The sequence below is a fragment of the Bradyrhizobium zhengyangense genome (assembly GCF_022012555.1).
Lineage (GTDB): Bacteria > Pseudomonadota > Alphaproteobacteria > Rhizobiales > Xanthobacteraceae > Bradyrhizobium > Bradyrhizobium zhengyangense.
Genome location: NZ_JAKLTZ010000035.1, coordinates 1 through 20,402, shown reverse-complemented (window position 1 = coordinate 20,402; position 20,402 = coordinate 1). Strand labels below are relative to the sequence as shown.

9 protein-coding genes and 8 pseudogenes are annotated in these 20,402 nt (G+C 58.6%); 10 read left to right on the top strand and 7 right to left on the bottom strand.

The window, feature by feature from the left end; all coding sequences use genetic code 11:
* Positions 1-156: 156 nt before the first annotated feature.
* Together L6639_RS41425 and L6639_RS43690 are read left to right on the top strand one after the other, a co-directional pair.
* A pseudogene (locus L6639_RS41425) lies at positions 157-337 on the top strand (hypothetical protein); the annotation flags it as partial.
* Positions 338-1,251: 914 nt separating this feature from the next.
* Positions 1,252-1,965, top strand: coding sequence for an ATP-binding protein (locus tag L6639_RS43690; protein WP_128929887.1), 714 nt, complete (start codon positions 1,252-1,254; stop codon positions 1,963-1,965).
* Positions 1,966-2,272: 307 nt separating this feature from the next.
* On the opposite strand, the gene L6639_RS41415 is transcribed toward L6639_RS43690, so the two are convergent.
* Together L6639_RS41415 and L6639_RS41410 are read right to left on the bottom strand one after the other, a co-directional pair.
* Positions 2,273-2,653, bottom strand: coding sequence for a response regulator transcription factor (locus L6639_RS41415; protein ID WP_128929888.1), 381 nt, complete (start codon positions 2,651-2,653; stop codon positions 2,273-2,275).
* A gap of 56 nt (positions 2,654-2,709) precedes the next feature.
* Positions 2,710-3,381 carry a response regulator transcription factor gene (locus tag L6639_RS41410; RefSeq protein WP_164934295.1) on the bottom strand — a complete coding sequence of 224 codons (672 nt, stop codon included), beginning with the start codon at positions 3,379-3,381 and terminating at the stop codon, positions 2,710-2,712.
* A 776-nt stretch (positions 3,382-4,157) separates the two neighbouring features.
* Here L6639_RS41410 and L6639_RS41405 point away from each other — a divergent pair.
* Positions 4,158-4,904, top strand: a pseudogene (locus L6639_RS41405) (IS256 family transposase); the annotation flags it as partial.
* A gap of 51 nt (positions 4,905-4,955) precedes the next feature.
* On the opposite strand, the gene L6639_RS41400 reads toward L6639_RS41405, so the two are convergent.
* Complete coding sequence (locus tag L6639_RS41400) at positions 4,956-6,344, bottom strand: transposase (protein ID WP_128929889.1); 1,389 nt, start codon at positions 6,342-6,344, stop codon at positions 4,956-4,958.
* A gap of 72 nt (positions 6,345-6,416) precedes the next feature.
* Here L6639_RS41400 and L6639_RS41395 point away from each other — a divergent pair.
* Positions 6,417-6,666: pseudogene (locus L6639_RS41395) on the top strand (transposase); the annotation flags it as partial.
* Between the two features lie 312 nt (positions 6,667-6,978).
* Here L6639_RS41395 and L6639_RS41390 read toward each other — a convergent pair.
* Positions 6,979-8,195 (bottom strand): annotated as a pseudogene (locus tag L6639_RS41390) (IS110 family RNA-guided transposase).
* Between the two features lie 252 nt (positions 8,196-8,447).
* Here L6639_RS41390 and L6639_RS41385 point away from each other — a divergent pair.
* The 3 genes and pseudogenes from L6639_RS41385 to L6639_RS43685 form a co-directional block, all read left to right on the top strand.
* Positions 8,448-8,707 (top strand): annotated as a pseudogene (locus L6639_RS41385) (transposase); the annotation flags it as partial.
* A 2,635-nt stretch (positions 8,708-11,342) separates the two neighbouring features.
* Positions 11,343-12,149, top strand: coding sequence for a helix-turn-helix transcriptional regulator (locus L6639_RS41380; protein WP_128929890.1), 807 nt, complete (start codon positions 11,343-11,345; stop codon positions 12,147-12,149).
* A gap of 1,614 nt (positions 12,150-13,763) precedes the next feature.
* Positions 13,764-14,067 (top strand): annotated as a pseudogene (locus L6639_RS43685) (IS3 family transposase); the annotation flags it as partial.
* On the opposite strand, the pseudogene L6639_RS41375 reads toward L6639_RS43685, so the two are convergent.
* Both L6639_RS41375 and nolL read right to left on the bottom strand, forming a co-directional pair.
* Positions 14,047-14,333: pseudogene (locus L6639_RS41375) on the bottom strand (transposase domain-containing protein); the annotation flags it as partial. The pseudogenes L6639_RS43685 and L6639_RS41375 sit on opposite strands and share 21 nt — an antisense overlap.
* A gap of 9 nt (positions 14,334-14,342) precedes the next feature.
* The gene (gene nolL, locus L6639_RS41370; RefSeq protein WP_128929892.1) at positions 14,343-15,473 is read right to left on the bottom strand and encodes a nodulation factor fucose acetyltransferase NolL; all 1,131 of its coding nucleotides are present in this window, start codon (positions 15,471-15,473) and stop codon (positions 14,343-14,345) included.
* 985 nt (positions 15,474-16,458) lie between these two features.
* Between nolL and dctA the strand changes: the two genes are divergently transcribed.
* Together dctA and L6639_RS41360 are read left to right on the top strand one after the other, a co-directional pair.
* A complete protein-coding gene (gene dctA, locus L6639_RS41365; RefSeq protein WP_206733223.1) occupies positions 16,459-17,688 on the top strand; it encodes a C4-dicarboxylate transporter DctA in 1,230 nt (409 codons plus the stop codon).
* Between the two features lie 839 nt (positions 17,689-18,527).
* Entirely contained in the window at positions 18,528-19,199 is a 672-nt protein-coding gene (locus tag L6639_RS41360; protein WP_128929894.1) for an FkbM family methyltransferase, read from the top strand.
* Positions 19,200-19,368: 169 nt separating this feature from the next.
* Here the strand turns inward: L6639_RS41360 and L6639_RS43680 are convergent, their stop codons facing one another.
* Positions 19,369-19,539, bottom strand: coding sequence for a transposase domain-containing protein (locus L6639_RS43680; protein ID WP_476727273.1), 171 nt, complete (start codon positions 19,537-19,539; stop codon positions 19,369-19,371).
* Between the two features lie 232 nt (positions 19,540-19,771).
* Between L6639_RS43680 and L6639_RS41350 the strand changes: the two are divergent.
* A pseudogene (locus L6639_RS41350) lies at positions 19,772-20,086 on the top strand (integrase core domain-containing protein); the annotation flags it as partial.
* Positions 20,087-20,402: the final 316 nt, after the last annotated feature.

The following is a 20,402-nucleotide window of genomic DNA, read 5'->3' as shown; positions in this document are numbered from 1 at the left end:
CTGCGGCACGTTTCGTCGGGCCTTCCGCTGGCGCTACCGAAGCACGGACGCGTCGATCAAAACAGCGGTCTTCGAGCTTTGAATACCCGGGAAGGAGTACGTAGCTTGATCGTTCCCGTCATTAGTGTGACCGTCGCACTTCAAACATGATGCGGAGCCGAACCATGGCGGATGAGCAGCGAGCTTCTGTCCAAACTGCACGCAGGATACTCTATTTTACAAGGTCCTACTAACCCTTCAGCGTCGCCTTAACTCTTCGCGAAACGAGCAGGCGAACGCGCTGCTGCTTGCATCGGCCGTCAGCACAGCACGAACTGACGACGTCGCAAATGCCTAGTAACGAAAGGAGCCGGTCATTGCGCAACCCCGGCCAGCTCCACGGCCGGCCTTCTCCTCCGTTCCCCCCGGGGGCGAATTTGCACGGGGCAACCACCGCACGTTCGGGAGCCTCCACATACGCTCTCACCCTGACCGTCGCGCTAGGTCGTTCTCGATCCGATCATGAGAGACCGTGAGATATCGTATGGAAGAGTTCACTCCTGCGCGCCTTTTGCTTCGTGGTCTCAATCCAGGAGTGTATAACGATGCCTGCCCTGCGGGCCAGCCGAGAGGCCTCAATCAAAACCACGGCGCCAACTCGCCCTTCGCAAATGCGGCGAGCAGCTTCTCGAACCCGCGACGCGCGGTGCCACCACCAAAGCGACCGAGATCATGGTCGATCACGCTCACCTCGCTCCAGCCAAGCTGCCGCGCACCGTCACCTAAGCCTTACTGCCGGCGCGGTCCACTCGGTTGTTGATAACCTGGTCGTCCGCCGACTGACGAACGTGCACGATGGCCCGGCGAGGAGCGTGCTCAGGCGTGTTCTTGCTCACCGCTGTCCTCCTCATGTCGTTTGCGTCGGTCACCCCGTCGGTGAGCGATTCGGTAGGAAGCTCCTTCAACAGCTCCAGCGTTGCTGGCAAGTTTCAATCGGAATGCTGCTGCATCTTGGAGGGCTCTCGAACCGATCTCCCTGTGAGGTGACGCGCTCGCCACGACGACGTCCCCACAAATGGGACGAATAACCCTAAGAGGAGGATAAAACCGCGTCGACAAGAGCGCGCACCTCCAGCGACCGTCCACCGCAAGCCGCGGAGCAGGGATCAATCGGAAGGACGCGGTGGTGCACCGTCCATGCCGGCAGGAGCGTTAACATCCCATCAGGTTGCCTGATAACTAAATCGGTCTCACCCTCAAGCCGCTTGCAAGGTGACAACGACGACTAACGCTGCGCATTGCGGATGGAACGGGGAGGATCTCAATCGGGCTCCTAGACATCGGCCAACGCTGGTTGCCCCGGGGACTGGCAAGACTAACCTCGCGATCGCAATTGCCCGCAGCTGTGTCCGCGCTGGCGCCCGTGGCCGCTTCTACAAGGACGTCCACCTCCTCAACAGGCTAGGAGCCGAGGTCCGCGATGGCCGCCAAAGACGGCTCGCCGATCACCTGACCCGGTTGGACTTCGTTGTTCTCGACGAGCTCGGCAATCTGCCATTCGCCCAATCCGGTAATCAGCTCCCTGTTCCACCTCATCGGTCGCCTACGAGCGCACTCGTGCTGGTGACCACCAATCTGGTAGTCGGGAATGGCCGAGCGTCCTTGCGGACACACCAAGATGACCACCGCGCCGCTCGACCACCTGAACCTTCATTAGGATATTATCGAAAGCGGAATCGACAGTTGGCGCTTCAACAGTCGGGAAGAAGATCACGCCCGAACGCGCGCTCCCCGCGTCTCCGCAACCCCGAAATTGTGAACGTTAATCGACATTCCGACATTCCGAACTTGACGGCCACTTCTCGCCTTAGGGGGAAAACCATCGCATTCGCGTTCAAGACGCACCGCCCACCGAATCTCCCTTATTCGGCAATAGTCAGGAAGCGGACGCCGGAAGCGTACGACTCGCCCACGCTCAGCCTTTAGGGACCAGGGCCGAGAGTTAAACCCGCCGAAGATGTTCGGCGACCGCTTCATGATCAACGATGTGCGACTTCGCCCGAGCGCCTCAACTGGAAACAGCTTTCACTTGAAACTGCGCAGTAAGATGAGCGCGTCGGCAGGATTTGGCCGCCAAGATTAACTGCACTGAACATCAAGGAGCCTCCGTCAACGCACGCGTGCATCGCAATTGCAAGAGTTCCGATTAGGACGTAACGTGTACCGCGAGTGCAGGCGATTATCTCAGACTCACCAATTCCGTTGAGGTGCTTTCCGCAAAGAGTGGTCGCTTTCATTTCCTTGTGTCGTCAAGTCCTTCGAGCGCTGCAATGAGGCAGTTGATCAATGTCATTGTGGTAAATGGTTTAGCGAGAAGGCAAATACCGCCAGCTTCGATTGCGCGGGCGCGAACTGATCTCTCTGCATTGGCCGTAATGAAGATAAACGGCGTTTGACGACCGTCGTTTCGCATTTGCCGTAGCAGCTCAAGCCCGTTCATGAAAGGCATCTGGATGTCGGCGATTACACACGACGTGGCAGCCAGCACCTCCGAGCGTAGAAACTCTGGGGCGGATGCAAACACTTGAACGTCGTAGCCGCGAGAGGACAGAAGGTTGTTCGTGGCGGCACGAACGGACGGATCATCGTCAATGATCGAGATGAGATGAGGCATTATAAGCGGAAAGCCTTTAGCTGCAGCGCTATCCAACCGAGAGCCGCCGCTCGTACTCAGGTTTGCACGTTTCCATTTGAGCGGGACAGGCCCAGCAACTCAATCATTCTTATGAGATCGGCGAGCGACTTAGCGCCGACTTTGCGCATGGCTTGGCCACGGTGGACTTTGACGGTGATCTCGGCGAGGCCGAGCTCACCCGCTACTTGCTTGTTCAAGAGCCCTGACGCAACCAGCGTCAGAATATCACGCTCTCGCTGCGTCAGACCTTCAAAGCGTGAGCGCACGCCGGCTCGCATCTTCTCAAGCTCTCGCCTTTGTCGATCTCTTTCGATTGCAATCTGGACTGCGCGAAGCAAATCCCGATCGCGGAAAGGCTTTGTCAGGAAATCAACCGCCCCCCCTTTCATTGCCTGTACCGTCATTGGAACATCCGCATGACCCGTTATGAAAACAATTGGCGTATGCATATTCGCGCTAGCGAGACCGGATTGCAGCTCGAGACCGCTCAATCCAGGCAACCGAACATCGAGCACAAGGCAGCTCGGCCCCTCGGGGCGGTCCGCTTTTAATATCTCCGCGGCGGAGGCAAAGTCCTTCACTTTCAAACCCGCCGATTGGAAAAGGTTCGTAAGAGCCTTCCGTATCGAGGCATCGTCGTCGACAATCAGCACCACTGCTTCGTTGTGATCCGGCACCAATTGCGATGCTTGCAAGCGCTCGTTCACGTGCCATCCTTTCAAACAGAACCATGGCAAATCCAAAAAACCTAGATTCTCGGCCTTATAACGGCTCTGCTTGGTCCGGGATGAGGGCCGATTACTGCTCTCGCCCAAAACCTACGGACTTCCGATTATAGGCCCGCTCCGGTATACACAAGTATGACCCGGGCCCTCACTGCTTTCTTCTCGAGCTACCCCTCCGAATTCGGCAATTCAACCTGACGTAGAGAACAAAGCCGCAAACGAGCGCGACCAGCCCAGACTTCCCGCTCAGGACTTCGCCTGCCCGAAGATCACCGTGCTCCGATATTCCTGGCACACCTCGATCGACAGTACCACGTTCCAACATACCAGCAAAATCAACAACCTGAATCCTTGCCGCATGAGGTGGCAAGGTACCTTGCAGCCGCCACTTGGGTTGTACAGGTCGAGGCAACTTGTTTCAGCTGAAACGGCCTGATTGAGGCAGATAGGGCAAGCCGGCGCTCCTGCGACTACCCGCTGAGAGGCGAGCATTTACACCATCTTTGCTTGCATTGCGCATACGTCACACCTTTTGGCGTTGGATTCCGACGCGGTACTCGCAACTGGCTTACCTCCTTAATCTCGGAGTGACGAGAGTGGGGTCGTGTCCCAGGGAGTGGTGTAGCTCATTAGCAAAGCCGCTCGCGACGCGCGCTCCCCCATAGCGCTGTAGCGAGCGAGCGGCTTTGCGAGTGGTCACCGATGATTCGTCGGTAAGGTTTGGATTGCGACAGCCAACCTGACTCGAGGAACCACCGATGACCGACGACATGATGAACCTGCGCACGCTCGTAGAGAAGATCCCCGATGCTGATCTGTTGCGCGAGATGATCGGCTTTGCTGCCCACCGGCTGATGGAGCTGGAGGTCGAGGGCCTGACCGGAGCCGCGTACGGCGAGAAGAGCCAAGAGCGGCAGGTCCAGCGTAACGGCTACCGCGATCGGAGCTGGGAGACCCGCGCCGGCACCGTCGAGCTGCGCATTCCCAAGCTGCGCAAAGGCTCCTACTTCCCCGGCTTCCTGGAGCCGCGGCGGATGGCCGAGAAGGCGCTCACCGCGGTGGTGCAGGAGGCCTATGTCCACGGCGTCTCGACTCGCTCGGTCGACGACCAGATGCAGGCGAAGGGCATGAGCGGCATCTCCAAGAGCCAGGTGTCGCGGCTGTGCGGTGAGATCGACGACAAGGTGAAGGCCTTCCTCAACCGCCCGATCGAGGGCAATTGGCCCTATCTGTGGATCGACGCCACCTATGTGAAGGTGCGCCAGAACGGGCGCATCATCTCGGTCGCGGTGATCATCGCGGTCGGCGTCAACAGCGACGGAAGGCGCGAGGTGCTCGGCATGGACATCGGCCCGTCCGAGGCCGAGACGTTCTGGACCGCGTTCCTGCACAAGCTGGCGCGGCGGGGATTGCGCGGCGTCAAGCTGGTGGTCTCCGACGCCCACGAGGGGATCAAGGCGACCGTGGCCAAGGTGCTCAACGCCTCCTGGCAGCGCTGCCGCGTGGGGTCGTTGAAGAAGTGGCCCATAGATTCGCGCGATGCAGCGACCGGCCTATCATGGCCCTCGCGTCAAAGCCCGCGCTACGGCGCGATCTGAAGCCGCAAACGCATTTTGAGGGACAATCCAAGACAGAATAAGCGCAAGGAGAGCGGTTGCCAGCCGCTTGAGGTTGATGGCGGCGGCCGTCAGGTAGGCCTGGATCTTCATATTCGGTAGACCGCGCCGTACGGCGCGCGCCAGCCCATGCCAAGTTTTGGCTTCGCCGTGGAATCCCTCTGAGCGCCAGCGATGGCGTTGATAGAGATGTCGATCCTGCTTACTCCATCGCTCGCGACGGCGGCGGGCGCGCAGCAGTGCCGGATAATGGTCACCGACAACGACCGCTTTGTTAACCCGCCCTTTGGATAGGCAATCCCGCTTGAGCGGACACCGGGTGCAATCCTTCGCCTTCGCGTAAAAGAAACGGCCGTGCTTGATGGGCCGCGCGGGGCGCAAGATACGTCCTCGCGGGCACTTCAAGATGTCGTTCTTGGCATCGTACCGGAAGCGTCTGAGCGGTACGCGACTCTTGATTGGTTCGGCTTTAGCTGGGATGAGGGCATCAATGCCGCGCCGCTCGAGCGCGCCGTAGACTTTAGCGTAGGCATAGCCCGCATCGGCGGTGACGACCTTGATGTCGATGCCCGTAATCGCTTCGATCTCATCGACTTGCGGCTCGATCATCTCTCCTTCGTTCGTTTGTTCAGTCGTGACCGCGACATCCAGAATGACACCGACCTTGTCATCGACGGCAGTGTGCTGCTTGTAAGCGGGTTCCAGCCGCCGGTTTCGGGCATTCGTAGCCATTGTCGCATCGGGATCAGTCGTGCAGACCTTTTTGTACTTCCCGCTTTGCCGGCCCTTTCTCTCATCCTCGCTTTCATCTTCGCTTTGATTTTCGCTCAGCACATCCACCGCATGCTGCTCGGTGAGGCTATCCCAACTCACGTTGGCGCGGATTAGCGACGCATCGATGTGAACCACTTCGGCTGTTGCGATCTTGGCCTTCAGACAGGCCTGGACCGTGCGTTTAAAGATCCTACGGAATCGCTCTTCGCCCCAGCGCTGGCGGATGCGCGTCAGGCTGGAATGGTGCGGTAGCCGCTCATGCAGGCCATAACCAGCAAACCAGCGAATGGCGATGTTAACCTGAGCCTCTCGGATCAGCTTGCGATCGTGTACGATGCCGGTGAGCAGACCCGCGAGCATCAGGCGGACCGCGGCCTCCGGATCGACGCCCGGCCGACCGTCGTTCGCGCTATAGCGGTCGGAGACCTCTTCCCTTAGCCAAGATAGGTCGAGCACACGATCGACCCGTGCCAGCACGTGCTCATCTGGGACGAGCTGTCTGAGCGAGCCAGTGATGAAGAGCTCCAACTGATCCCGCTCCTTGCGCCCCAGCATCTCGTTTGCTCCGCCAATCGCGAATCGCCGACGAGAACGGAATCAGCCAATTGCAGCTTTTTCAACGACCCCCGCGTGCACTTCATGCGCAACGCGCTGGCGCATGCCGGCAAGAGCGGCCGGCGCGTCGTCTCCTCCTTCATCGCCACCGCCTTTGCCCAGGACCATGCCGAGGAGGCGCGGGCGCAATGGCGGCGCATCACCGACCAGCTCCGCCCCAAGCTCCCGAAGCTCGCCGCCTTCCTCGACGAGGCCGAAACCGACGTGCTCGCCTACATGAGCTTCCCAGCCGCGCATCGCGCCAAGCTGCACTCGACGGATGAGATGGACAAGCGATTTCTTCAGACCGAGACGACGACTGCGAAAATCGCTGTAAGTCCATTCTTTTGTTCGGTCGCGCGGGTCATTCTTCCGTCCCGGCCACCGATCACGCAGCCGCCGCGCGCAGGGGCGGTCAAGGCTGGCCGCATTTGCGGCTACCGCAAGGCTTGGCCATGATCCGCCCGAGCACGGCGGCTGCGTGGAACGGGACTGGCCCGGCTGGAAGTTGCCGTCAGCTGCGATTATGATTGTTGGGCGCGGGCGACCTCGTGGCGAAGCGTGACGCGTCGGCTGCAAGCGTCACCGGACTGCCCTATTTTGTCTTGCCGAACTGAGGCGCCCGCGCGCCGGTTTTTGGCCGCCGCGCTTTCCATTGCGACATGAACCGTTCGTAGCTTCGCTCCGCCTGGGCGGCAATCGACATCTCGCCATCGCGCAGCGCCTTGATGTTGCAGGTATAGGCTGGTCCACGCCGGTTGCCTTTCTGTTGCGGATGTCCGGCTTGAAGTTGCATCGCGCGGGTCTTATTGGCGACCATCGCTGGGCGGGCCCACAGGTAATCTTCGCCCCTTGTCAACAAATGCCAGCAGAGCACAGTGAGCTTCCGAGCCACGGCGACCGCGGCGATCTGGTGGCCACGCCGCGCACGGATGCGCACGAAAAACGCATGCAGTGGACCGGGCGCCTTGGCCGCTGCCCAGGCCGCCTCAACCAGTATGGCGCATGCGTGACTGCGGCCGATCTTGCTGATTCGACCGTGATGGGCGGCTCCCAGTCCCGACTGCCGCACCCTCGGGTTCAGCCCGAAATAGCTCACCAGCTTCTGCGGGCTGCTGAACCGGCTGATGTCGCCGATCGCCGCCACGATCCCGGTAGCGACTGTCACATTCACGCTGGTGATCGTCATCACTCTGTTGACCGCGGAATCGTCGATGGCGTCCTGCGCGATCTCGCGGTCGAGCAGGGCCAAGTCCTCCGCCAGCCGGTCGAGCTCACGAACGTGCCGATCGATCGCCGCGCGCTCATCGTCCGGAAACTGTTGAGCGGCCAGCCACGCCCGGCCGCGGGCATTGAAAAGATCGGCATGCGAGCACTTTGGGATCAGGTGCGCATTCAGGATCGAATGCACTTCGTTCTTGAGCCGCGTGCGATGCCGCACGACCTGGTAGCGCCGCGCCACCAGCCTGCGCTTGCGTTCGGTCTCCGCATCAGGCGTCCAGATCTGCGGCAGGGAGCCCGCCGCCTGCAGGCTGGCGAGTGTACCGGCGTCGATCTTGTCAGTCTTGACGTGCGCCTGAGCGATCGCCTTCACCTGCAACGGATTGGCGATAGTCACCCGCGCCACGAATGGCGTCAGCACCCGCGACACCGCCATGCTATTTCCAGTCGCCTCGATCACCACTTCGTCGGTCGACCGCAGACTCTTGCCCATCCTTCAAGGGCGGCCCGGGTCATGTCGACCCGGCCCGCATGTCGAAGGATGCCGTCTTTCCAGATTACCACCTCGCCGAAGGTTCGGTGAACATCGATACCAATCACGCGTCGCATCTGCGCGTCCTCCCTTCCGTTGATTATTGCGGGAGCGGCGGGCGACACGACAACTACGGACTCGCGCTCACGGCGCAACCGGGCAAGTCGCAGAGGCGGCCAGCTACTAACACGAGCTCTCGGCTCATCGTGTGTATCGGCCTGCCCGCACCTTCGTGCTCCCGGTGCCTCTGTCCCGATGGTCGCACCATACGCCACGATGTCGAACACCGCAGCGGAACGTTGGCACCGAGAACTCTCATACCGGTTACCAATCCGCTCGAACGGGTCAATGGCGAGATCAAGCGCCGCACCGAAGTGGTCGGCATCTTCCCCAATGAAGACGCCATCGACGCCTCGTCGGTGCGATCCTGCTCGACCAGAACGACGAGTGGGCGGTCCAGCGCGGCCGCTACATGACACTGGAAACCATCGCCCCGTTGGGCGATGATCCCGCCGTCAGCTTCCCGGCAATCGCCAGCGACCGATCCGGCCCATGCCGGCGAACGCGGTGACCCGCACTCAGCTACACCACGCCACGGAACACGATCTCGAATTGGTCGCAAATCATAAGAGTTTGTCGCTGATCTCGTAGCTGCAGAACTCCAAGGCCGGCCCCAATTAGACTCGAGCCAGGCTGAGTGTCAGCGCTTTTGGGTTGAGGCGCAAGGGAGAGCATCAATTTTGCCCCACGCATCGTCGCGCGGCTCTGGGCTCTTACATCATCACGCGCCCAATCGAGACCGTAACTCCACGTCCCACTGATTGGGCCGCACGAACGAGTACGGTCCATCAGGAACTTGCTGCGAGGTCCTCGAAGCAGCACAGTTCTTCGAGTAACAGAACGTAACAGCTACTCGTTGCACTACAAGCTTCTACTCTGTTGAAGCGAACCAGCGGACACTTCGCTTCTGATCGAGGCAATCAAAGGCAGCCGCGAGGATGAGCGACGGCATGCCACAATACCCATGCTCCTACCTAACACAACGGCAGACAGCGCTTCGAGATCGCCGAGAGAACAAGTCGATTCGGCTCCATCAACGAGCCCTCGTTTGAGACCCGACAAGCGGTCCTTTGGCACCCCTGCAAAGCGAGCTCGCGAACCAGCCCCTTGCGCGCGGATTAACGGCTCGATCATCCACCGCTAAACGCGCCATCTTCTCGCAGATCACAAGACGTTCGGCGTCACGGAGCATGGAGCGAACTGCGACCATGCAGCAAGGACACAGCGCTTTGCACGGCACGTGCCGCGAATCACAAATAGGTTGGCCTAAGGCCCACTCTCATCTGTTATCGTCTACGATCGTCGGGGCGGTCCGGCAGCAGCTGGTCGTGCCGAACCCGCCCCTAACATCACCACAAGGGAGGCGGGATGGTGATGCTTCTTTGTAGGCAGCAAGAGCCGTGCCTCGACTAACCAAGAGAGAAGAGGGGGACACGCTGAGAGGCGACAAGATGAACTCACTGCCCTGCATGCCGTCGCATAGAAGTAAGTTGCCAAATGAGCGTCGAGTTCTGGCCAAGACTAGATAAATTCCATGCGATGGACAGGCAGCCCGACCACGGAACGCTCTTCTGGCATTTCCTTCGAAGCGAGCCCACCGGCCATGACCACCGTTCCGCAACCATCCTTGTATTTCCCGGGGAGCGAGGCCAGCCGAGGTACGGTTGCGATGGCATTCGCGCAAGCGGTAGTCACCGCTGAGATCAGGAGCGAAACGAGCGGCCGAGGACGGTGGGCCGGCCGAGCCGGGTCCCTTTTCGTACAGAGGCGTTGGATAGCGCGCATGCGACGTTTTTTTGGGGGCACACCTCTGTGCTCCTCGTCTGAAACGAAACACCTCACCGCGCCAGCCGTGCTCGGCTGACTTGAATGAGCTAAAGCGAGAGCCCCTTGGGTCCCAACAACTGTTTGTTTTAGATCGCTCCATAACTAGCGTTGATCTCTCACAATTTGTCTTGGCTCAGCAGAGTGACTGACAAGACGCTTACCTCCCAATATTCCGCTAAAGCAAGGCCTCGCTAGACGGCGTAAATCGCCGCATCTGAGCACCGTATACGCTGGTGTTATTAGCCGCTTGACGGTGCCTTCGATACCGCTGAGAGCGGGCACCACGCTTAGCCCGGGCATGCGGCGGCCAAGAGATCTCACGATAGAACATTGCAGCGCGCCCGACTGTCATGCCCGAAGATCGGCGATCGTCTTTTGAGAACGGAACCCAAATCAACACACCTGATTCAAACGTGCCGCTTAGGTCAGGGTCTCTCGGCCAGAGCCGCTCCTAAGCGATAACGGATTTCCTCAGGAAGTTAGCGAGCTCTGGGCAACTGCGCTCGCGTGGCATCCGATCGATACCCCTTGGGCCATTTCGGCTGACCCATAGTCCCTGTTTCATTGTGATCGCCTGCTCGCGATCACAAGCGAAGACTTCCATCTTCAAGAACAGAAGTCACCGCTCTCGCCCATCAGCTGTGCATTACCCGCTAGTTCTATTGTGCTCCTAAGCACGCGCATCACCACGGCATTCTTAACAACAATCGTAACATGGCGCCTGCATGCAGCTGGTCGACCCAGCGGCACGCAACTTGCTCACCGAGCATAAAAGCGTTGGAGATCCACATGAGCAATGGCTTCGTAGCTTGTCCCCACTCAGACACCGAACAGCGGCGCATACGCAATAGGAACACCGCAAGAAAGCGCGTCAAACCCGGTCATAGAGTTGTGAATGCTCACGACAACCGCGCGACGCTGACCTCGCGATTACCTAAAAAGTTACGTCTTTGCGTTCATCCGAGCCTATGTGGACGCCGCACGCGCCTTAAACAAAGCAGGGCCTTTAGGCAGCACGTCGTTAGTTTTGCTCGCCGGCTTCCGCAGCGCCGGTCCGCCGGATACATCCCGCTCGTCCTGCACGAGTCGGAACAAGCGGCGCATCACACCGTAGGAGCGACGCCACCGCCCGCACCCAGTCTTATGCCAAAGCGCCAAGAAAGGCAGTCGCTACTACCGTCTCGGAGTGAGGACCTACAACCAAGCCCGCTGGTCCTCATCTCGGCGGCCACCGGGAGACGGATGACAGTCGATATCAGTCGGACCGCTCGTCTACCCCGCAATCAACTCCCCAAGCATGAACCCATCGCGTGGCAGCTATGAACTACGACTTGATCAATTGCGCAGCCAACACGCAGTCGCTTTCACCTCTGTTCCAAATGCTGGTAAGCAAAGCAGGAAAGCTGGGCTTCGGTTCAGTAGCATATGCGGCAGTAACATACGCCCCGCCCAAACGCCTTCGTGAAAGTCCTGCCCCCATGATCGCCTCGAACTTTCCATCCCACTGGAGTAAGCCCTACGCAGAACACGAATACGGCAATATAGACCCCGCAATTCATCGATCACGGCGTTTTTCACGCCCAATATGCTGGGAGGAGCTGTCTGCACGATGTCGATTGCTGCCAGAAGAGCAACGCGCACTGGATTTCTACAAAATAGCGGGCTTTAAGCGCGGCATAAGCGTTCCCCTTTTCGCAGCGCAGGGCCATGTATCCGTGGCGCTGTTTGCCTCCGAAAGCGATCGGGCTGATCCGAAAGGCTCCTTACTTCACCTCGCCGCACTGGCCTCTCAATTCCACATCGGTTATGGCCTTATCGCGCCCCTACCAGATGAGAACCGATATCTGAATGTTACTTTCACTCCACGTGAAAAAGAGATCCTCTTGCACGCGGCGGAAGGCAGGTCTTCCTGGCATATCGGCCGGCTCCTCCACATCAGCGGGAATTCAGTCGACTTCCACATGAAGAACATTATGCGAAAGATGGGTACAAGTACGCGCACTGTGGCAATCAGAGAAGCCTACCGCGCCGGCCTTATTCACTACGCTTCCCCAACGAACGAGGAGTGCCGCTTCTCAAAGGGACATACAGTGAAATCGAAGAACCGTACTTTGGCAAGGCAATGAAGCATGGCCGCTGCCGGGTGCCCACAAGTTCAGACGATCCCCTGAGCTTTTCTGGTCCTGATCCGACGGATGCCCGGCGCGCGAACTGCTCAGAGAATAATTCCGGTGCTACCGATCCAACGCTGCGCTTGGTCACGTCCGGCTAAGTGAGAACAACCATAGCTTGCACCCGAAGTGATGGATAGTTCGCTTACAATGCTCGACACTGCGCCGCCTAACTTGCGTGGGAGATCAACACGTTCGCTGCGCCCCGATTTCTCAGGCTCATGCCGCGCGGCAATTAGGGTGGAAGCTCCCCACCCAGATTGTCGCGCTATACAGGCTCACTTGCTTTCAAGCGAGAGGAACGGTTGATGCGACTGCGAACAGATACTCCCGATCCATCATGCGCTCGCAAGTCCCGACTGTTCGCGGATCAATCCTTGCTGATGATGCAAATGCGACGCTGGCACATTCAGGCGCTTCCCCCGGGGTGGCGATAAAAGATGCCGCCGAAGACATGCCGCTCTTCACGAATGAGGCTGGCACGGCCGCCGACTAGCGAATGCATCCCAGAAGTGCTTGTAAGCCTTGGCAAGACCGGTGCCTTCCTGATATTGTTCGCGTAAATAGGACACCGGAGCAAGTATGGCAAAACAGGTAAAAAAGAAGATTGCGCGACGCGAGTACAGTAGAGCGGACGTGAAGGAACTCCGCGCCCATTCAAGGGCCAAAACACCGGTCATTCAAATTGCAAAGCTTACAAAGCGTACCGTTGGGTCGCTGCGTCAGAAGGCGCGAAAACTTGGCTTGCCTCTCGGTCACCGGCGCTAATCAGGGTCCTAACTCGATGGCTCTCTATTATTATCCCTCTCGTAACCACGCCATTGATGATGGCATTAGCTAGTGATCCGCCCTTCAGGGGGCCTGCGCCCGAAGCAGCAGTCGTGGGCAACGACAAACCTTCGCTATCGGGCCAGTGCAATTCTCTCGTGTTCCATGTGGATTGGAACGTGCGGGGTCGTTCCCGTATTCCACAACATCTCGGTAAATTCGTCGCCCCCCGGGCAGGATGCTGCATCTCGTTCACCCTTGAAGGGAAGGGCGCAAATAGAGCTTGAGCCCCCCTAACCCGATTTGGCGGTTTCGCGATCGCATTTGATGTCTGTATCTCGTCTGGCTTGCCCAATCACAAGCGTCACATTATGCAACTCTCAAAGCATGGTGCCCCGCGGACCACACGAGCTCTGCGCCTGCCGTCACGACATCGCGTTTTGACGAGTTGAGTCTGGATTAGTGCGCTGCATCGCTCGGCTCTCACGAGCTTATCGTGGTGCGGTGATCCATTCATGTGTGTCTACCTTACAGCGATCAGGCGCGAGCATCTCCTGCAAATGGGACGCTATTTAACTTGCTCAGCCGCGAATTCGTCTCTCTTATCTTTCTGATATCCCCTGGAGCTCGCGTACGGTTTTCGATTTAATCCACCAGGTGTGTGCGGCTACCAAGTGGGTTTCAGATAGGTCGGGTAAGAGTGGATGATCGCGCTAGCTCCTGTCACCATGCGCACGGCTCTGCGGGGCTGGTTGAGCGATCCACGAGCCGAATAGCCGGCACTAGCCGAGCCGCGGCAGCGAGGGAGAGCCCCGGCAACTAACCGGATCTAGTGACTTTTATCGCGGGAAAGGCCCCCCGTCCGCCAGCGGCGGGCTCGCCACAAAGCCGTGGGACCGTGCCACGACCCTTGTCGAGGCGTGGCCCAACGCGAGCCGTCGCTGGACTTTGTGCAAGACAGGTTCTCCAGTGGATCTCAGGATGGCGCGTCGCCCGCGAACTGACGGCGATCGTCGAGCGACGCGACAAGCCAGGAATGATCGTGTCCAACCACGGCACAAGTGTAAGCGGCAGGGTGAGGCCGTCAGATGGCGTGGTTCCATGGCATAAGGGCGTGGATTTCGCTGCTCAGCCAGCCGTTGGCGATACGCTGAAGCGTGAGAGCAAGCCAGCGAGCGGATCGACGTTGTTCTTCTTCGCTGTCTGCAACAGTGTCGCGATGGTCGCCCAGGTTCGTCTGCCGCCGTCGCTGCCGGCAAACAGACTATTCTTTCTCGTAATTGTTTGTGGCCTGATGGCGCGCTCGACGATGTTGGAGTCGAGCTCGATGCGACCATCGGTCAGGAAGCGTTCGAAGATGGCACATCTGGCGTCACGACGCTAAACGCTTCTGTCCCAAACGGAGGCCACACGGCCAATAGCGATCCGAGTAGCGCTCCGGCGACACTCCCAGATCCTTCGAAGGCCGCGCACAATCCACTGAATCGCTGCGGCGATGACAACAATTCCCGCCCCTAGCGCCGCAGCGATTGCGATTCTAACTGATAGCTCGAAAGGTCTTTCAAACGAAATAAAGTCCATCAAGCGGAACACGGCGCCCTGGATCAGATAAAGGACCAGCGTACGCTGCCCAAGACCTACCGCAACGAAGAGAACCACGCGACTAGAACAGCCAAAGCGCCAGACCTGCAGCAACACTTCCATTGCAATTGCCGAGGCAGATGCAGAGCCAAGAAACATAAGCAACACTTGCTTTGTATCGTGAACCAGTACTAGGTTGTTGTAGGCGTAGGTTGTTTTGTTCCAGTTGAAATAGCACGCACAAGCCATTCCACTAAGCAAGACCATCAAGAGCGATTTGTATCGTGAGATTATGGCCGTCCGCCATTCCTTCGAATGAGCGAACACGACTCCAAGGCAAAAGAATGGGTAAGTGTATCGCGCCAATGGCACTATCGAAACTGTCAACGGAGTGAGGGCAACAAAGATCGCTGACGTGCCAATCACCCAGGCCGATACCCGGCCGCACAACGCGAAAAGACTCCTCATGACGAGGAATGAGGCAAATGTGGTCCAAATGAACCAATATGAGCCTACTAGCTCCTTCGCAAGGTCAAACAGTACATCACGCAGGCTTGTTGGCACTGACCCCGTAGCTAGCTTGAACGCCCCCAACTTGATTGCTTCGAGAAGCGTGCCGCAAAATAGCGCCGGCAGCAACAATTGCTTCACACGATCAGCGACGCTGCGCGACAGCGACTTGTAAACTAGCGCTCCGTGGGACAAATAGCCGCTTATCGCCATGAAGAGCGGCATGTGAAACATGTAGATGAACTTGAAGTAAGGCGAATGCCAATATTCGTTATTTCTACAAATAACGTATTGTATCAAATGTCCGATGATCACCAAGATGATGAGCATGCCTTTAGCAAAATCAAGGCTTAGGTCTCGCGGCGCTCCTTTGAGCGCCTGCGAACTACACTCGGTTGATTGTGCTGAGCAATGAAACATGATGCCTCGGCATGCGATTTACGACCCGCGGAGCGCCAGTTGGGCTGACCCGATCGGGCTCGAAGGCTTCCCGACCGATTGGTGCACCCTCCGACGAAACTGACGTAATCATTGCAACGAATGCGACAATTCCGCCGTTCCGTTCCTCGTCTTTGCTCATCTTTCCAGATTGGTACAATCGGTTGTATTGATGCGACACATCCAGATGGTGAATGATGTGAGACGATCGCCGCCCGGCCACCGTTACCAGAGCTCTTGCACAATTAGTCGTCTTGCTACCCGCAATCAATCGGCTGCGTTTACGCACCCCATGGTCTCCGCAATAATAAGGCTCTCCTTGAACAGTAACACTCGTGGCACGCAGTTTGCTCTTTTAGGGCAAAGCTCACGAGAATAGGGGAGGTCCGCATGCACACTTCGTCTGCATGATCCAGATGCCCGGGAATAACCAGATTCCTCATCCCGTTACTATCATGCGCCACGCAGCCTGATCGATCTCGAAGAAGAACGCAGTCTTCTCTAGCGAGGCGCCCTTAGACATTGGATGCAGGAACGTGAAATAGTGAAGTACCTGCGCTTACGCCCACAGACCCTCTTGGCGGAACGCTGCGACTGGGAGATGAAGGTCGTGATTTTGGATCACCTAGACTGGGAGCGTGTAAGGCAGCTATTGCCCGCTGACCGGTGGCGACGAGGCTGCGCAAAAACAGCTCAATCGCTGGCTCTTTTTGGTTTGATCCACGACAGCCTAAAAATACTCGAATGAACTCGGGATCGGCCTGAGGCGAAACCGCTTAAGCCGCCTTCCTGAGCACGCCCACATGCCCCAATAACATGCCGGCCACTATGCCTCACTGGCGCTGCCAACGCCAAAGCTCGTTCTGCACACTGGGAGCCGATCGCCAGGAAGGATGGAGACATGACCAAACCCATTGGAGGCGTCGGGCGCGCCGAGCAGCCGCGTGCCGGAGCCCGCTCACATAAAATGCTATATGTCCAGGTTTTGGCGGCAATTGCTCTCGGCGGCATCGTCGGCTGGCGCTGGCCGCACCTGGCCACTAATGACTGGATCAAGGCGCTGGGCGAGGGCTTCATCAAGTTGATCAAGATGGTGATCGCTCCGATCGTCTTCTGCACCGTCGTCTCCGGCATCGCCCATATCCATGATGCCAAGAAGGTCGGACGCATCGGCGTGAAGGCGTTGGTCTATTTCGAGGTCGTCTCCACCTTCGCGCTCATCATCGGCCTCATCATCGGCAATGTCGTGAGGCCGGGCGCGGGCTTCGGCAGTGCGGCGGCCAACGCGCAGGCGGTCGCCAACTACGCCAAGCAGGCCGAAGGCCAGAAGTCGGTCGACTTCATCCTGCACATCATTCCCGACACCGTGGTCGGCGCCTTCGCGCAAGGCGAGATCCTGCAAGTGCTGCTGTTCTCCGTCCTGTTCGGCTTCGCTATCCTGGGGCTCGGCGAACGCGGCCATTTGATCCGCAGCTTCATCGATGATGCCGCGCATGCGGTGTTCGGCGTGATCTCGATCGTAATGCGCGCGGCGCCGGTCGGCGCCTTCGGCGCGATGGCCTACACGATCGGCAAGTTCGGGACCGGCGCGATCCTCAATTTGATGGGCCTGATCGCGACCTTCTACGTCACTGCGGCCCTATTCGTGCTCCTGGTGCTCGGCATTATCGCGCGCCTTGCCGGCTTCTCGATCTTCAAGTTCCTCGCCTACATCAAGGACGAGCTGCTGATCGTGCTCGGCACCTCGTCCTCGGAGAGCGCGCTGCCGTCCTTGATGGAGAAGCTGGAACGTCTCGGCTGCTCAAAATCGGTGGTCGGCCTCGTGGTGCCCACGGGTTATTCGTTCAATCTCGACGGCACCAACATCTACATGACGCTAGCGACGCTCTTTATCTCGCAGGCGCTCGGCTACGATCTGACGTTCAGCCAGCAACTCACGATCCTGCTCGTGGCGATGCTGACCTCGAAGGGGGCCTCTGGCATCGCCGGTGCAGGCTTCATCACGCTGGCGGCGACGCTCGCGGTCGTAGATCCACGGCTCGTGCCGGGCATGGCCATCGTGCTGGGCATAGACAAGTTCATGAGCGAATGCCGCGCGTTGACCAACCTCTGTGGCAACGGCGTGGCCTGCGTGATCGTTGCCTCGTCCGAGGGCGAGCTCGACCGAGAGACCTTTAATGCGGCTCTGAGCTATTAGTTGCAGCCGTTATGGCCGTCATCTCGCACCCTGTCATGGCGCGGCGGCCTGCACGGTGCACAAGTTGGTATGAACATAGGTCTTGAAACCGAGCACCGGAGCCGTTCACTCGGCAGTATGTCAACGGCCATTGATGCCATCTTTGTAAGTGACGTGCCATCGTGGTGTCGCACATCAACTTAGAGAGGGCAGGGCATCGGGTCCCCACCTAAGTTTGAATGACCATAATCATCGCGAGTGCGGGTGGCCCCGTACGCCCGGCAGCACGCGGCCAGACCCCAGGCGCCACCATCGGACGGTGATTGCGCGTGTGTTGTATTTAAATGACCTTTTCGCTGGCCTCTGGAGGCCAACTATCCATTAGCCAAATATAGCCCATCATTGAAATCGATTGTACAGCCGAGGGTGGGCCGCGCAATAGTAAGCAGCAGCTCGGTGCGAGCTCGCAAATAGAGATCCCTCAATGAATATTAGGGCGCAGAACGCTACCGGAAACACGATTGTTGATACGCTCCTATTTGCCTACTGCTTGGCCAGATCTCACCGATTGTGGACGCTCTATCCAACCATAGGGTTGCCTGTCTCGCCTCCGATCGCGTGCTCTCGGGTAGCCGCACCGTTTCCTCGACCTCGCAATTTCCACTTGTGAACGCGGCTCTGAGCCAAAGGCTACTTACCCCGGTCAATGATCCGCCAGAGCCTCGCAACAGAGCTGCCATTGCCCTCTCAACGTTGTTACTCGTTACTCGACGAGTGCCCTTATTGAGCAACCCGCCAGCACCTCCCAGGCTCCTGGTTCCACCGGTTAACACACATCGCAACGAAAAGGATAAGGACAGATGCTAGAGTCGTTACCTACACTGGAAATACACCAGAAGATCGTTTCTCATCTTCGGGTCACATGCCCGGTTATCTTGGACATTGGATGCAATGATGGTAGCGACACACAGCGATTTCTTGAGCTGTGTCCAGACGCCAGCGTATACTGCTTTGAACCTGACCCTCGCGCAATAGCTCGCTTCAAGGAGAATAAGCGTCTGGCTCGACCCAACGTGGCGCTCATGCAGCTCGCCATCAGTGATCGAAACGGTACCATCGAGTTTCATCCGAGCAATGGGGACGGAGATGCGAGGGGGTGGGACTTATCGGGCTCCATACGTAGACCCAAAAATCACCTTTCAGAATATGATTGGGTTCGCTTTGATGACTCGATTCTGGTCGAGACCCAGCGACTGGATGACTGGAGCGGCGAAGCTGGTCTCAGCGGCCCTGTTGATCTAATCTGGATGGATGTTCAAGGAGCTGAGTCGGACGTAATCGCTGGCGGTCAGAAAACCCTGGGCAGAACACGGTTCATCTACACCGAGTATAGTGACCGCGAACTGTACGAAGGCCAGCTTTCACTGCGCTCCATCCTTGACCTCCTTCCCGCGTTCGAAGTGGTTACTCTGTATCCGCGAGAGATTGAGGGCGACGTTCTGCTTAGAAACAAGGTGCTCCGGTCTGTTTGAGGAAAGCCACGCTCGGCAGAGTGGATGACCGACATGCGCGGTTCGCGGGCTTGTTTGTACCGCAGCACTCCTATCGCGGGGCCGACGATGAAGTGGCAAGTTGCCGAAGCTTTGTTTGCATACCGCCTAGGGTGGCTCGTTGGCTATCCAAAGCGCGCCAGGATACGGCTCAGACAATTCCCAGCCCGGAGGCATGCATGGGCAGATCGCAGGTGGCGCATAGATCGATGCGTTCCCGTGGGAGATGCTCCGCCAGTGGCCGGCGGGCTGGCTTGCGGCGCTCGAACGATGGCACCGCCATCTTGTCCGCAGCCACCTGAGACCGGTCTGGACTGCCCAGCTTTTTCCTCCAGGCCAGCGAGCTGCAGCTCGAGCCAGTCCAGCAATGCGCCTCGCTCCGGAGGACTGTCCGAACTGCTCGTGCTGGAGCTTCTTGAGCGTGAGCTTCTCGATCTCTCGATCAGCTAGGTCCCCGCTTGCCTTCCGCCCCGCCGGCGAACCGGACTTACGTCCGCCGCGCAGGCTGTCTGCAGCGTCCGAACCGCTGATCGCGCAACCGATTTAACTCCATTGAGCGCGGCAACTCCAAGATGGTGGTCAACGACAACAGCGAGGCCGACAGCAATGGCATCATGTCGTGGGCTGATCAGAGCCGCCTAGCCTGGCACTAAATGGGGCCCGGCAAGCCTATGCAGAATGCGCATCGAAGACTTCAATGGCCAGCTGCGGGGCGAGCCGCTGTTTACGTCCCTGCCCAGGCCCGTGTCGTGCCTGGGTGCCGGCGGGCCGATTACAACGACGCGCGACCACACTCCCAGCTCGGATGGAAGACCCCGTTCGGGTTCGTCTTCACCTGCCGGGATCTGGCACTGCGCTATGCGAAGGCTCCGCGTCAGCTTGTCGCGCGGCGATCAGGATGGAAGGCAGCGTCAATCAAGGTGAGAGAGTTTCGCTGGGCTCGTGACGTAGGGAGGGCGTAGCCCGACCGGAGTTACGAGCCCAGCGTCGGCGCGATCCCGAGGAGGACCGCGCCGACTGGTGATCGCGGCCGGCGGGGTTATGCAAGTGGTTCTTCCGCCAAGAGGAATCACTCGCGTGCCCGGCCGACACATCACAGATCACCAGATGAGATGGGATGGTTGCCGCCCTCCCCAGACGGCATCGTAATGTGCCAAGAACGCAGTGTTTGAACCCCGAAGCGAA

What these genes read in the sequence shown, in the direction of transcription:
- L6639_RS41415 (WP_128929888.1), bottom strand. Translation starts at nt 2,653, where the DNA reads ATGCCTCATCTCATCTCGATCATTGACGATGATCCGTCCGTTCGTGCC.
- L6639_RS41400 (WP_128929889.1), bottom strand. Translation starts at nt 6,344, where the DNA reads ATGCTGGGGCGCAAGGAGCGGGATCAGTTGGAGCTCTTCATCACTGGC.
- L6639_RS41380 (WP_128929890.1), top strand. Translation starts at nt 11,343, where the DNA reads ATGAACTACGACTTGATCAATTGCGCAGCCAACACGCAGTCGCTTTCA.
- nolL (WP_128929892.1), bottom strand. Translation starts at nt 15,473, where the DNA reads ATGTTTCATTGCTCAGCACAATCAACCGAGTGTAGTTCGCAGGCGCTC.
- dctA (WP_206733223.1), top strand. Translation starts at nt 16,459, where the DNA reads ATGCTATATGTCCAGGTTTTGGCGGCAATTGCTCTCGGCGGCATCGTC.
- L6639_RS41360 (WP_128929894.1), top strand. Translation starts at nt 18,528, where the DNA reads ATGCTAGAGTCGTTACCTACACTGGAAATACACCAGAAGATCGTTTCT.